This window comes from Peptostreptococcus russellii (assembly GCF_003012055.1).
Classification (GTDB): Bacteria; Bacillota; Clostridia; order Peptostreptococcales; family Peptostreptococcaceae; genus Peptostreptococcus; species Peptostreptococcus russellii.
Genome location: NZ_JYGE01000006.1, coordinates 147,580 through 161,766, shown reverse-complemented (window position 1 = coordinate 161,766; position 14,187 = coordinate 147,580). Strand labels below are relative to the sequence as shown.

The following is a 14,187-nucleotide window of genomic DNA, read 5'->3' as shown; positions in this document are numbered from 1 at the left end:
CCACTATCTAAAAAGTACTTTCGCTATTTCCCCTTGTATTTCATCTTTTATATAATCTATTTGAGTACTGAATGTAAAGTTCTTTTCAATACCCCCACTAATCTCCACAAAACCTGAATCTACAAATCTTTCTTCTGATACTTTTGATTGTGGAAATTTTTCTTTTATTAAATCTAGCCTATCCTTTTGAACGAGCAAAATAGAATCTTCTGAAAAACTTGCATTGTTCTGTATGTAAGATATTAATTTTTCGTCATCAATATTTTTAACATCTTCCAATGCTTCTTCAAACACTCTTTTTATTACTTCTTGCTTGGCATTTAACTCATTGTCCCTTGCCTTTAATTTAGCATTTGACTTTAATCTTTCTTTTAAGTTTTCAGCCTCCAAAGTACCTTTTTCAACTATAGAATCATATCTAAGTTTTGCTTGTTCATTAGACTTTTTCATTATATTCTCTGCCTTTAACTCTGCAGACTTAACAATTTCATCTGCTAAAGACTTTGCTTCCTCTAGAATTCTATTGGTTAAATTACTTAACTCTGCCATTTAATCACTTCCTTTTCTCTGATTTTTTTGTTTTCTTTAAGCAAAGAAAGCTCCGAACTTGAAGAATAAAAGAAGTGATATAACAAATGCTAATAGTGCATAAGTCTCAACCATTACTGCGTATATAATACCCTTAGTTGTCTGAGATTCATTTTTAGCAAGAATTCCTACACCACTGGCTGCAACCTTACCCTGAGATACTGCTGAGCCCCAACCTACAAATCCTATTGGCATACCAACTGCTGCAAGATACATTCCTTGTGCAAGAGTCATATCTCCACTAAGCTGTAGTAATATCAAAAGTGCTATAACAAATCCGTATAAGCCCTGTGTACCTGGTAATAACTGTAATATAAGTGTTTTACCAAACTTTTGTGGCTCTTCTGGAACGAGACCAGAGGCCGCTTGACCAACTACTGATAGACCTTTTGCTGATCCTAATGATGCTAGCATTGCAAATACAACACCCAATCCACCAAATATTACTCCGCCATTTTCTACTATCCAACTTCCGAAATTCATAAATAAACCTCCCTTAAATCACGACTTTTTAGTCGCACAATCTTAATTTATCTTTATATCTAATCTTCGTATTGTCTATCTAAATTTATGTATTTAGTTTTATTTCTAAAGAAATTAAATGCTTTTCCACCACCTTCATAGAATTTACCAAAGAATTCTACATAGATTAGTCTTAATGAATGCACATATGCACCTAGACATGAAAGGAATAGATTAAATGCATGGAATAATACTAGAATTAGGATTGCTCCTACATAACCTATTATTGTCTTTCCCCACATCATTCCAGCAATCATATTCACTGAAAAAGCTATATATCCACCTGACATACCTAAAGCCATAAGACGAGAGTATGAAACAAAGTCACCAATATAACTTGATAATCCATATACATTATATATACCTGCAACTATTCTTTTAGCTATATTTCCTTCTGAAGCCCTTGCCCCACCTATTACTAAAAGTATTATACCAGCAATCATTACATATAATGATATATCTCCAACCTTTGATGAAAGTATTCCTGCTGCTGAAAGTAATAAACATATTATTCCTCCCAAAGTTATATACCAAGCTATAACATCAAAGAACATATCAAGATACTGTTTGTCTCTTACCTGCATATAGGCCTTGATCAAAAGACCATAGAATAAATGTATACCACCCATAACTATTGAAAGTATAAGGACTTGCATAAATTGAGTGCTTAAATCTAACAACTTCCACATACCTGGAATACTTGCACCGAAGTATGAGCCATATAAAAATCCCCAGATTGTAGAAGATACTCCTATTAACTGGAAGAATCTTACATTCTTTTTCATATTTGGTGTGAAGTTACATATCTTCAATCCAATAGTAGTTAGTAAAAGTAAGATTACTCCATAACCAACATCGGCTGACATCATTCCGAAGAATAGTGCATATATTGGTGCGTATAAAGGAGTTGGATCCACTTCATTGTACTTTGGAAGCGCATATGTTGATGTAACATTTTCAAAAGCCTTAGCAAAGCTATTATTTTTTAATATAATTGGTACTTCCTCACTGTTTTTATCAACCTCTTCTAGCTCAAATGTATAGTCTTCATTACAAACAGATTTAATTGTTTTTTCCAATCTCTTAGTATCATAGTCTGGACAATATCCACTGAGCATAAATACACTTTTCGAAGCCATGAAATCTTTTTGAGCTTGAGACCTTACCTTCAAGTTTCCAAGATATTCATAATACAGCTTAAAATCTGCCAAAACTTCTTCTTTTGAAGCTAAGTTTGATATAATATCTTTTTCTCTAAGCTTAAGCTCTTCTATTTCTTTTTCAAGGTCCTTTATTTTTTCATTTGCTAACTTATCAGAATTATTTTTTATAATATTCATATTGCTTATCCTGAATACTTCTAAAACTTTATCTTCTTCTCTTTTGTCGTAAATAATAAAGAAGAAATGCTCCTCTTTGTAGACTCCTATTTCTTCACAATAAGTATAATCTAAATTATCCACTTCCTCTTTAAAAATCTCTAACAACTTTCCACTTACTCCACCCACAACTGCCTTAAAGCTTTTTAAACTCTGCATAGACTTAAAACTTACGTCCATATCGGCTACGGGCTCTAGCTCTTTAATCAACTCTTTTCTCTTGGAAATACTGGATTCAATCTTTGCTAGTTCATCCCCCAAAACTTTCACTTCTTCATACTCTAAGTCAAAGTTAATATCTTCTACTCTGCTTTCCATTTCTTCAAATGTGTAGTTTGGAAGACCATCAATCAAAGATTTCAGACCAGAAATCGGAGGAGTATATTTGCTTACCAAATCAATTACATAAAGGCATTGATTCATAATGTCATCATATTCTGAAAGCTGACTTTCCACTATGGGCTTTTTAAAGCTCTGCAGATCTTCATCTTCAAAATCTTCAACATCACATACATCCTCAAACTGAATATTTCTGAAAATCTGAAGTTCTCTTAATAATCTTTCGCGTTGAGAATCTAGTGCCAAGAGGTGAAATTTCTTCATTTTTACAATAGCCATATTACTTCACTATCCTCTCTACTAGTATTTTCTTAGCTTCATTGAATCTGTCCTGAGGAATGTCAATTATGGACTTACATTTTTCCTCACTTACTTGAGATATGGCGTCTAGCTCTTCTTTCATATCATCTTCAGCCTTGGATTTTAGTCTGTCACATTCGACTTTTGCCTTGATTGTTGTACTCTCTAGCAAATCTTTTGATTTCTTTTCAGACATAGATATTAAATCTCTTGATTCATCTTTTGCAATCCTGATTAATTCCTCTGCCTTTTCCTCAGCTTCTACAACTTTTAATAAAGCTTCTTTTGCCATTCAATTTCCTCCTTTCAGAAAAAAATTCTAAATTTTCAGTTTTCATTTTGTTAATTATTTTACACCATATTTGAATAAGATTCAAGTATGTAAAATAACTAAAAATAAGAAAAATTACAAATTGTATATACAATTTGTATAATATTACTTGATAAAAGTAACTGTTTGTTGATATTAAGATAGGATAAATTACCCAAAAACTAAATAAAGATAACTACTTCAAATACTTATCAATAGTCAATCATAATTACTTATAAAGCAAAGTTCCAACAGTAGTTAGATTAATAAAATGATTGTTATCTGCAAATATTTCTCAAATACATAAAAAATTAAAATTTTTTAAAATATTTTTTTCTTTTTTCTATTTATGAAAAATATTAAGTATCTACTGCTATCGAAATTTTCTATTTATCCATATATCTATTAATACCATTATACACCTTTTTGGTTTATTTTTTAACATTTTTTCGATAATTTTCAAAAAATTTCAAAAATAGCGACTTTATAAACATTTTATTTAATTTTTCTTATTTTTATTTAAATTTAGAAGAGTCCCTATCAAAAAAATGCAATACATTATATTTTCTAACCATTTTATTAGTATAAGGCTATTTATATATTTATGATATTTTTAAGTTTGAACTTATATTTCTGAATTAATCTTACTTAATTATTTTTGATTATTTTTGCTGCTTTTTTTGGCTAGACTTTCTTTTTTGTCTTTTTTTCTTGATTTATTCTTCTGATAAACTCTTTTTAATATTTTTTATTCCCCTTTACTGGATCTACCTTTTTATTTTTTAATCTATTTTTTATAAATTATTTCAATGTTTTTTTGTGGAGTTTATATTTAGTTTTATTGTTATGTATCTTCTTTAGTGAGTTGGATTTTCTTTTTTATTTTATTTTGATATTTTAAATAAATTATACTTTTAATACTTCTATTTTTTATATATATTTTTCTAATTATAATATTATTTTTAATTTTTTTATAAAAATTTGTTTTTTTACTATATATATTTTATATTAAAGCTTTTTAGGATTTATTTTTTAATAAATTTCTTAAAATATAGTTTTATACTTTTTTCAATCTGTATTTTTCTGATTTAAGCTTTATCTCTTCTTACTATTTATATTTACTGTCAATTACTTTGATTATAAAATTTCAGAATATAAAAAAGGAGAACCATTAGATTCTCCTTTTTATTAAAACTCTCTATTTTAATTTTTATATAGCTCTTGTATATTTCTTGAACCATTCTCTTTCATCTTCAGTTAGATGAGGAGCTATTAATTCATATACCTTTGCATGATATTCATTTAATTCTGTTCTTTCTCTTTCAGTAAGCATTTCTGGTATTATAGCATCTAAATCAAATGGAATAAATGTTATAGGTTCAAAGTACATGAACTGTCCATATTCATTAGCTGCACCCTTTCTTACTAATATTTCATTTTCTAGTCTGATACCATGAGATCCACCAATGTAAAGTCCTGGTTCATTTGTTATTACCATACCATCTTCTAGAGGATGAACTTCGTGAGCTCTAAACTGCCATCTGATTCCTGTTGGAGGCTCATGTATGTTTCCAAGGTATCCTATACCATGACCTGTACCATGATTAAAGTTCATTTCCGCTTCCCATATTGGCTGTCTAGAAAGTATATCTAGATTCATACCAGTACAACCTTCTAAGAATACAGCTCTAGACAATCCAAGATGAGACTTTAATACTAGTGTAAAGTGTCTCTTCTTTTCTTCATCAACATCACCTATTGCAAATGTTCTTGTTATATCTGTTGAACCATCCAAAAATCCTGCACCAGTATCTGATAGATAGAAGTTTCCTTCTTCAAACTTTACATCAGTTTCTGGAGAAGATTCATAATGAACTATTGCAGCGTGCTCTCCAAATGAGCTTATTGGAGCAAATGACTGCCACTTGTAGTTTGGCTGTTCTTTTCTTAGAGATTCTAGCTTTTCACTAGCACTCATTTCTGAAGCGCCTTCTTCAAGAGCATGGTTTTTGATCCAATACATAAATTTAGCATGTGCTATTGAGTCTTTTATTTCTGCCTTTTTGATATTTGCAATCTCAGTTTCATTCTTTATAGCCTTGAATAAAACTGTAGGGTTCATATCTTCAACTACCTTAACATCTTTTTTGATATTATTGTATAGAGCATAGTTTAATCTTCTTGGATCTATTAAGATAGTATCCCCAGCTCCAAATTCCTTTACATCTTCATATATGTCATTGTAAGGTCTTAACTCTACATTATCCTTTGCAAGCATTGCCTTTATTTCATCATTTACCTTAGATTCCTGAATATAAAGTATAGCCTTATCTTTTAGCACCATAGAGTAGCTAAGAATCAATGGGAAGAATTCAACATCGTTACCTCTTATATTGAATAACCAACCTGTATCATCAAGAGTTGCTATTATATGAGCATTAGCCCCCTTAGATTTCATTACTTCTCTTACTCTTTCTAATTTGCTAGCAGCTGATTCTCCGCTATATTTTTCGTCTAAATGGAATACTGGCTCCTGAGGAATAGATACTCTGTCCTTCCATATATCATCTACTAAATCATACTGATATACTATCTTTCCATTTTTTTCTTTAACTATTCTTTCATATTCTTCACCTTCGCCAACAGATATAACTCTACCGTCAAATCCGATAGTACCGTTTTCAGGAAGTATGCTTTCTATATATTCTTCAACAGTAGGAACACCTGGCTCGCCCATCTTTCTTAATTCAACACCAGTTCCTTCCATCTGTATACCAGCCTGTAGGAAATATCTTCCGTCTGTCCACATACCTGCTTCATCCTTTGTAAATACAGCAGTACCTGCAGAACCAGTAAATCCTGTCATAAATTCTCTAGCCTTAAAATGTTCTCCAACATATTCACTCTGGTGGAAATCTGAAGAAGGTACTATATATACATCAATACCCTTTTCATCCATCATCTTTCTTAATACATCAATTCTTTCTGAAACTTTCATAGTCAACCTCCAGTAATTTTATTGATTTCTAAAACTATAGATACAGATCTTACAAGTTAATAATTCTTAAAACAAAAATACAAAGCCTTCTATAACAAAATCTAATTTGAAATATCTAGGCTGAAATTATATATACTCTATTATCTATAGACCTAAGTATTATTATAGCACTTTTTCCTAAATTTTTATATAATTAAGAACTTTTTAACTCTTGTAATATATTTTTTTTATGCTATATACTAAGTTTATTAACCTAATCTTTTAAACTATCTCGCTAAAAGCTATAATATAATATTATTACGGCTAATTTGATATTTATTTCTGACTTCTTTTTTTTATACCCTTAATATTCAATTTTATTCCTTATTTCCTTTAAAGCTCAGATTATACTTTAAAAATTCTATTATTATATTTGACAGAATCTATTTAGACTAAAATAGCGTAATAAAAGAAATCAGCCAAACTTCTTTTATTACGCTATTTTATTTTTTAAATATTTTTTATTATTCATTTTCTTCTAATGATTTTATGAGCTTTTTTTTCGCTCTTTGCATAGCATTGTCTATTGATTTTTCATTTTTTCCAAGAGCATTTGCTATTTCGCTGTATTTTTCACCTGACATATAAAGAGTCAATACTTCCTCTTCTAAAGGAGTTAGCACTTCATTTATTTTATTCTCTATATTTTTATAATTTTCCTTGCTAATTATTAGCTTTTCTGGATCTGAATCTGCATTATTTGTTATAATGTCAAATAAATTTCTATCTGATTCAGAATCCCCATCATATACAGGCTTATTTAAAGAAACATATGAATTTAAAGGAATGTGTTTTTGTCTTGTAGACGTTTTTACTGCTGTTATCATCTGTCTAGTCACACATATGCTCGCAAAACTACTGAATGTACATGTTTTTTCATCATTATAGTCTCTTATAGCCTTGTATAAACCTATCATTCCTTCTTGTATCATATCCTCTCTATCAGAGCCTATCATAAAATACATTTTTGACTTAGCTTTAACCATTATGTCGTACTTGCTAATTATATGGTTAATAGCCGCTATATTTCCTTTTTGTGCTTCTTTTACATATTTATAGTCTTCATCGGAGTGAGAGATTTTACTTGAATCCAAATCTTCCTCCTCTAAATTCCCTTCAGTAACTATTTTAGACATCGCTACCTCCAGCTCAATTCATATTAATTGTTTCCTCTTCTAATTTTCTCCAGTTTTTCAAGGATATTACTATCTATCCTATTTTCCAACCTATTCATACTGTTGTACTTGCTGGTTTGATTTTTATTTTGCTTTCTTAGGTCACTTTTAGATCTATTGAAACTTTCTATTAACTCTCTAGCTGGTACCCTTGAACACCCCTTGCCTAGAACTATTTGTTGCTCTGCATAATCGCTCGTTGCAACCGCTACTTCATCATATTTGGAAAGCGAAGATATGAATTTTTCTATATAGCTATCTGCAGTTTGATTTTCTTTTGTAAATACCACTGTTATCCCATGATGGTCCTCTATTTTTTCACTAGTTCCCTTGACATTGTATGCATCAAAGACTACATAGGCTTCATATCCTTTCATCTTAGAATATTCTAAAATATATCCAACCAATTTATCTCTGGACTCTTCTAAATTTTCTTCAGATACTTTCTTTAGACTAGGCCAGGCATTTATAATATTATATCCATCAACTATCAAAAATTTTCTCGAAACATATTTATTTTTTCGCATTTCTCTGTCTATACACTTCATATAGTAGTATTCCACCTGCTACTGATGCGTTTAGAGATGTTACATTTCCAGACATCGGCATACTTACAGTGAAATCACAATTTTCTTTTACTAGCCTAGATATTCCAGATCCTTCACTTCCTACTACAAGAGCCAACGCTCCTGATAGGTTTTGTCTGAAAAAGGATTCCCCGTCCATATCTACAGCTGCAATCCATAGACCATTTTCTTTCAAAGTTTTGATAGTGTTTGCAATATTGGTTACTTTACATACTGGCACATACTCTACGGCCCCAGCTGAAGCCTTTGCTACTACTGGAGTAATTTGTGCACTTCTTCTTTTCGGTATAATTACCGCATGAGCTCCTACAGCATCTGCAGTTCTTATTATAGAGCCTAAGTTATGAGGATCTGTTATTCCATCTAATATTATAAAAAATGGATCTTCTCCTTTTTCTTTAGGTATTTCTAATACTTCATCTAGCTCATAGTATTTATATTCACTTATAATAGCAATTACTCCCTGATGTGAGTGACTTTCTGACATTTCATCTAGCTTATGTCTATCTACTTGTTGCAATATTACTTTCTTTTCCTTCGCCATAGCAACTATTTTCTTTATAGAGCCCTCTTTTGCTGCTTTATTTACCATTATCTTATCTATTTCTCTATCATTTTTTAAGGCCTCTAGTACAGGATTTCTTCCTTCAATTATCGCCAAAAAAGTTCACCACCTTATATATTTTCTATTACGTCTATACTTTCTTCTATTATATATTCTAACCTCTCGTCATCACCATCTAAATACAAATATCCTATTACCGCTTCAAAGCCAGTTGAATGTCTATAATCTACAACACTAGCATTCTTTGCACTTGTATTTTTTTTGTGATTTCTTCCTCTTTTGAATACATTTTCTTCTTCTTGAGTAAGAATTCCTTCTATACCTTTAATCGCCTTTGACTGAGCTGATGCATTTACATATTTTATTGCTAATTTATGTAAATCATTTATTTTTAAAAATATATTCTTTCTTATAAGATATTCTCTTATATATGATTCGTATACTGTATCTCCAAGATAGGCAAGAGTGAGTGGCGATATTCTCGCCAACTCCTCTTTACTAATCTCTTTATATTTAATTATATTCTCTTCCATTTTACTCCCTGTCTAGTATCTTCTATTGATATACCCATATTTGTTAGTTCTTCTCTAATTTGGTCTGCCAATGAGAAATCTTTATTCTTTTTAGCTTCTGCTCTTTTGGCTATCAACTCTTCTACTTTTTCAGTTAGTCCATCATCTTCTTCTGTAGACTTTTGAGCTATATTTAATACTCCTGTCAGCTCGTTAAATAAATCCAAATTCTTTTGAACAAACTCCTTAGATGATTCTTCTTGTATATTTGTATTCATAAACTTAGCAAGTTCAAATATCGCACTTATTGCATCGGCTGTATTTAAATCATCATCCATTGCTTCAGTAAATTTATCTCTATAAGAATCTACTTGCTTTAATAATTCTTTTTCTGAGTCTTTTAAATTATCTTCTACTAATTTATCCAATATAAATTCCGCTCTGTCTCTTGCATTTGTCAATCTTTCAAGACCTGCTTTGGACTGATCTAGTATTGTATCACTGAAGTTTACAGGATTTCTATAATGAGTTGATAATAGGAAAAATCTTACTAGCCCTAGATCATACTTTTCTCCAATTTCTCTTACCGTGAAGAAGTTTCCTAGAGATTTACTCATTTTTTCTCCATCAACATTTATATATCCATTGTGCATCCAGTATTTAGCAAATGTCTTTCCACTGCAGCTCTCACTTTGAGCTATTTCATTTTCATGGTGAGGGAACTGTAAGTCCTGTCCTCCTGCATGTATATCTATTGTCTCGCCAAGATATCTCCTTGACATTACAGAACACTCTATATGCCAGCCTGGTCTTCCTTCACCCCAAGGACTCTTCCAGCCTGGTTCTCCCTCTTTCTTTGCTTTCCAAAGAACAAAGTCTAATGGATCTTCCTTCTTTTGATCTACATCTATTCTTGCTCCAAGCTCTAGCTCTTCTATATTTTGATGAGATAATTTTCCGTAATCAGGGAATTTTCTTGTTCTAAATAAAACATCCCCTTCAGATTCATATGCATATCCCTTGGCTATTAAACCTTCTATAAACTCTATTATATACTTTATATTGTCAGTAACCTGAGGATGTACTGTAGCTCTTTTAATTCCCAATGCATCACAGTCTTTAAAATATTCCTCTATATACTTGTTTGCCACTTCTTCAGGTGTTATCCCCTCTTCATGACTTCTCTTTATTATTTTATCATCAACATCTGTAAAGTTTTGAATATATGTAACGTCATATCCCTTATATTCAAAGTATCTTCTCAATGTATCAAATACTGCAAAAGGTCTAGCATTTCCTAGATGTATAAAGTTGTATACAGTCGGACCACACACGTACATTTTTACTTTCCCAGCTTCAAGTGGTACAAATTCTTCTTTTTGTCTCGTCATTGTATTATATATTTTCATATACAAGCCCTCCAGTTTTTTGATTTAGATAATGAGATGTTTATATTACTTTAATAGATATATAAACATCTCATTTAATTTATATTTTTATTGCTTATTTATCTCCATAGATGTTTAAAGAAAATCCCTTTTCAAGAACATATTTTGTATATTTTTTAGCTCCTTCTAGAGATAAATCTCTGTAATTACCACATTCTTCCTCTGTGGCTGCAGGCATTTCATCTGTCTCTAGAACCATTTCTAAAGCTTTTTCTAGTCCATTTTTTACATATGAAGGTTCAACATCCCCCCACATAATCAAATAATATCCTGTTCTGCATCCCATAGGTGATAAGTCTATTACTCCATCCATAGTCTCTCTTAAATAAGTAGCTAATAAGTGTTCGAGACCGTGTATTGCACTTGTTTCAAAGACTTCTTTATTCGGTTGTAAAAACCTCAAATCAAACTTTGTTACCTTATCTCCTTTTTCACCGTCCAGTAGACAACACTTTCTTACATATGGTGCTTTTACCTTAGTGTGATCTAACACAAAACTTTCTACTTTTGTTTCCATTTTAATCCTTCTTTCTATTTTGTTGAATTTATAAGTAATAATTCAGTAGTAGCCATACTATTCATACCACCACCAACCTGAGTTATATTTTTGATTCTTTTACCCCTCAAAGCATCTAGTTGAGCATTTGTTAGTTTTCCATGAGTCAATACTATTGGAGATTTAACACTTGCTGCATATGCACCTATAGCAAGACCATCTATCAACATCTCTTGATTATTATAGCCATCTTTTGCCACAAAAGCATACTCTAAGTCTTCATTTGGATAAAACTTCTCTATTATCTTGGCATTTGTATCATTTCTATTTGAGCCACTTATTCTAGTAACATTTTTAAAGTCACTTTCAACACTTTCTGGAACAGATTGTTTTCCACCTATTATATAGCTATCTCTAATTGAACTTTTATCCATCAATCCTTCAGGTAACTTTATATTGCCCGAGTTGTTACTTAATAATATTGGAATAGTTTTTTCTCCTGCTACAGAAGAGAAACTAATTGCATCGGCTAAGCCCCTATCACCATTGGCTACTGCTACAGACTTTATATCCTTATGTTCTTTCATTACTTCTGTTGCTATTTTTTCACTTGTTTCATATCTATTGCTTCCATATATTCTCTCTACTAGTATACCTTTACTTTTCAGTTGTTTTTCAACTGCTGGTGATACTGAATTTTCACCACCTATAATAGTTACCTTCTTTGTATTTAAATCCTCTATCTTTTTCATTACATTATCATTTACTCTATTTCTCTCTGTAAGAAGAATTGGTGCTGACTCTAATTTTGCTAAAGGAGTCGCAGTCAAAGCATCTGCAATCGCCGAACCATTTACTAAGAATACATTCTCTGATTTTTTCCATCCATGATCTGCTATCTTTATAGCCGTTTCATATCTATTTGATCCAGACAATTCTTTTCCACCATCTATAGGCTTTGTTATACCCTTTATTACTGCATTTGCAGGAGAATATCCAGGCATAGTATTTAGATCTACTAACTGATTGTTTTTTAGTATATATGTTTCCCCAATATTTGCTTTTGCAACAAACATATTAAAGTTAGAAACATTTTTTTCAAGTCCAATACTTGATTTTATATTATTTTTTCTATTATCTATCCTTACAGCCAGTGCCCCTTTCCCAGTTGGAAGAGGGAAGCTAGATATGTCTTGTGTTATATATCCAGAAAAAGGTACTTTACCAGACTTTAAAAACATTCTTGCTCCATAGTTTAACTTTCCATCTAATTCTGGAACAAAATACAACTCATAATCTGCACCAACACTATCAGTAGCGAACATAACACCTTGAAGAGCTTCATTTTTACCAAAGTCAAATCTATTTACTGCTGTAATTACATTATCATTTAGTGTAGAAGACATTGAATATTCATGCTGATACAGTTTTTGTCCCTTATTTTTTTGGACTCTTCCTATTGAATAGTTATCTGTAAAAGAAAGAATTGTTTTGTCCTCATAAGAAAGCCAGAAATATCCACCTTCTGAGTTATATTTTCCCCAGCTATTTTTCACAAGCCAAGCTCCATCTGATTTCGGCTTTGAAGATCCACTGTCAAATTTATCTTTTGAATAATTATCATCCCAACCCACTATAGCTATGGCATGATTTTGACCAAGGGCTTCGTCACAATAAAAAGAAGTTTCATCTTTACTTGTGTAGTATTTACTATTATAATAACCTGACATTACAGCCCCATACTGTGCTATTGCATTTTTAACAGAGGCACGATCGGTTGCTACATTAACTATATCCAATACCTGAAAATCTATCAATGGTGCTGTATCATAATTTGATGGTTTTTTTGCTCCTTGTTGAGTAGTTTGCTTTCCATTATAAGGAAGATCCTTCTCCAACTTTGCTCCCATCCACGATGTAAAATATCCTACAGAAGTTTCATTGGTAGAACCCGATTCATCTCCTATATCCCAATTATAAGTACCATCTTTTGCCCACCATCTCATATGTTCTTCAGATAGGTCAAAATCACCATATCCTTTTCTCTTTAAATAGCTTTCCAATGTTGCATTACCTGCAAATGACCAACAAATACCTAACTTTTCTTGATCTCTTACTCCTGTTGTATAGCCCAATATCCTAGGGTCATACTTTGAAGCCGCTGCATCTCCTATTAAATTTTTCTTATTAGTAGAGCTTCTAACAGTCGTTCCACCAAAATCTACAGAAGAAACACCAATAGTTTCATTTTTTTCTTCTATGCTCTTATCATCTTTAGTCTTTTCCTCTGAACTTTGATCCTCTGCTGACTCTATCATACCCGAAGACTCAAACTCTTCATTATAGTCGGAATCTATAGTTTCATAGCTATACACACTATTATCATTTCTTTTTTCATCAGCATTTGAATATACTGAAGATACTCCAGTAGATAGCATCACTGACACAAGAATTGTACATATTACCTTATTTACTTTACTTTTTCTATACTTGTTATATATCATTACTTACACCTCATAGCAATATAAAATGCTTCCAGTTGAAACATTACTGCAGCAAAGTTGCCGCCTTTTAAATTCCAATTGCAGCAAAGCACTGCAAACACTCGCTTTTAATGAGAAAACCAACTCTAAAAAATTGCAAAATTCCACATATACATAATACCACTAAATATCAATATATTCAACTCAATCATAGTCAAATAGCCAGTTATAAATATATCTTGCTACTTATAGAATTTTGGGTTTTGATATCTATTATATATTATAAAACCAAAATTTAACTAAACTTTTACAATTTTTTATTTATTTATATGTTTTTTTATCTCAATATTAAAAAATAAAAATTCTAATATATTAAATCTTCTTTATTGAAACTTATATTTAAATATAAGTTTTCTTTCTTCTTTATATATACCCTAAAAAATATT

At 31.1% G+C, this 14,187-nt stretch carries 12 protein-coding genes; all 12 read right to left on the bottom strand.

All coding sequences use genetic code 11. From position 1 onward, the window contains the following. Positions 1 to 3 precede the first annotated feature (3 nt). Entirely contained in the window at positions 4 to 549 is a 546-nt protein-coding gene (locus UF10_RS07530) for a V-type ATP synthase subunit E (protein WP_106777183.1), read from the bottom strand. A gap of 36 nt (positions 550 to 585) precedes the next feature. Continuing rightward, a complete protein-coding gene (locus UF10_RS07525) occupies positions 586 to 1,071 on the bottom strand; it encodes a V-type ATP synthase subunit K (protein WP_106777182.1) in 486 nt (161 codons plus the stop codon). Positions 1,072 to 1,130: 59 nt separating this feature from the next. Beyond that, positions 1,131 to 3,107 (bottom strand): V-type ATP synthase subunit I, encoded by a 1,977-nt coding sequence (locus UF10_RS07520; RefSeq protein ID WP_106777181.1) that lies wholly within the window; start codon positions 3,105 to 3,107, stop codon positions 1,131 to 1,133. Position 3,108: 1 nt separating this feature from the next. Then, positions 3,109 to 3,420 (bottom strand): hypothetical protein, encoded by a 312-nt coding sequence (locus UF10_RS07515; protein WP_106777180.1) that lies wholly within the window; start codon positions 3,418 to 3,420, stop codon positions 3,109 to 3,111. 1,228 nt (positions 3,421 to 4,648) lie between these two features. Beyond that, entirely contained in the window at positions 4,649 to 6,436 is a 1,788-nt protein-coding gene (locus UF10_RS07510; RefSeq protein ID WP_106777179.1) for an aminopeptidase P family N-terminal domain-containing protein, read from the bottom strand. Positions 6,437 to 6,939: 503 nt separating this feature from the next. After that, positions 6,940 to 7,611 carry an RNA polymerase sporulation sigma factor SigH gene (gene sigH, locus UF10_RS07505; RefSeq protein WP_106777178.1) on the bottom strand — a complete coding sequence of 224 codons (672 nt, stop codon included), beginning with the start codon at positions 7,609 to 7,611 and terminating at the stop codon, positions 6,940 to 6,942. A 23-nt stretch (positions 7,612 to 7,634) separates the two neighbouring features. Next, positions 7,635 to 8,198, bottom strand: a complete 564-nt coding sequence (locus UF10_RS07500; RefSeq protein ID WP_170062466.1) for an NYN domain-containing protein — start codon at positions 8,196 to 8,198, stop codon at positions 7,635 to 7,637. Continuing rightward, entirely contained in the window at positions 8,164 to 8,898 is a 735-nt protein-coding gene (gene rlmB / locus UF10_RS07495; protein ID WP_106777177.1) for a 23S rRNA (guanosine(2251)-2'-O)-methyltransferase RlmB, read from the bottom strand. The genes UF10_RS07500 and rlmB overlap by 35 nt, the downstream gene beginning before the upstream one ends. A gap of 14 nt (positions 8,899 to 8,912) precedes the next feature. After that, complete coding sequence (locus UF10_RS07490; RefSeq protein ID WP_106777176.1) at positions 8,913 to 9,335, bottom strand: Mini-ribonuclease 3; 423 nt, start codon at positions 9,333 to 9,335, stop codon at positions 8,913 to 8,915. Further along, positions 9,320 to 10,723, bottom strand: coding sequence for a cysteine--tRNA ligase (gene cysS, locus UF10_RS07485; protein WP_106777175.1), 1,404 nt, complete (start codon positions 10,721 to 10,723; stop codon positions 9,320 to 9,322). The genes UF10_RS07490 and cysS overlap by 16 nt, the downstream gene beginning before the upstream one ends. Positions 10,724 to 10,817: 94 nt before the next feature. After that, positions 10,818 to 11,279 carry an S-ribosylhomocysteine lyase gene (locus UF10_RS07480; protein ID WP_106777174.1) on the bottom strand — a complete coding sequence of 154 codons (462 nt, stop codon included), beginning with the start codon at positions 11,277 to 11,279 and terminating at the stop codon, positions 10,818 to 10,820. Positions 11,280 to 11,293: 14 nt separating this feature from the next. Next, positions 11,294 to 13,762: a cell wall-binding repeat-containing protein gene (locus UF10_RS07475; RefSeq protein WP_106777173.1), complete on the bottom strand. Its 2,469-nt coding sequence runs from the start codon at positions 13,760 to 13,762 to the stop codon at positions 11,294 to 11,296. Between the last annotated feature and the right edge of the window lie 425 nt (positions 13,763 to 14,187).

Coding starts and splice junctions, on each gene's coding strand:
- UF10_RS07515 (WP_106777180.1), bottom strand. CDS start 3,420: ATGGCAAAAGAAGCTTTATTAAAAGTTGTAGAAGCTGAGGAAAAGGCA.
- UF10_RS07490 (WP_106777176.1), bottom strand. CDS start 9,335: ATGGAAGAGAATATAATTAAATATAAAGAGATTAGTAAAGAGGAGTTG.
- sigH (WP_106777178.1), bottom strand. CDS start 7,611: ATGTCTAAAATAGTTACTGAAGGGAATTTAGAGGAGGAAGATTTGGAT.
- UF10_RS07520 (WP_106777181.1), bottom strand. CDS start 3,107: ATGGCTATTGTAAAAATGAAGAAATTTCACCTCTTGGCACTAGATTCT.
- UF10_RS07475 (WP_106777173.1), bottom strand. CDS start 13,762: ATGATATATAACAAGTATAGAAAAAGTAAAGTAAATAAGGTAATATGT.
- UF10_RS07510 (WP_106777179.1), bottom strand. CDS start 6,436: ATGAAAGTTTCAGAAAGAATTGATGTATTAAGAAAGATGATGGATGAA.
- cysS (WP_106777175.1), bottom strand. CDS start 10,723: ATGAAAATATATAATACAATGACGAGACAAAAAGAAGAATTTGTACCA.
- UF10_RS07525 (WP_106777182.1), bottom strand. CDS start 1,071: ATGAATTTCGGAAGTTGGATAGTAGAAAATGGCGGAGTAATATTTGGT.
- UF10_RS07530 (WP_106777183.1), bottom strand. CDS start 549: ATGGCAGAGTTAAGTAATTTAACCAATAGAATTCTAGAGGAAGCAAAG.
- UF10_RS07500 (WP_170062466.1), bottom strand. CDS start 8,198: ATGAAGTGTATAGACAGAGAAATGCGAAAAAATAAATATGTTTCGAGA.
- UF10_RS07480 (WP_106777174.1), bottom strand. CDS start 11,279: ATGGAAACAAAAGTAGAAAGTTTTGTGTTAGATCACACTAAGGTAAAA.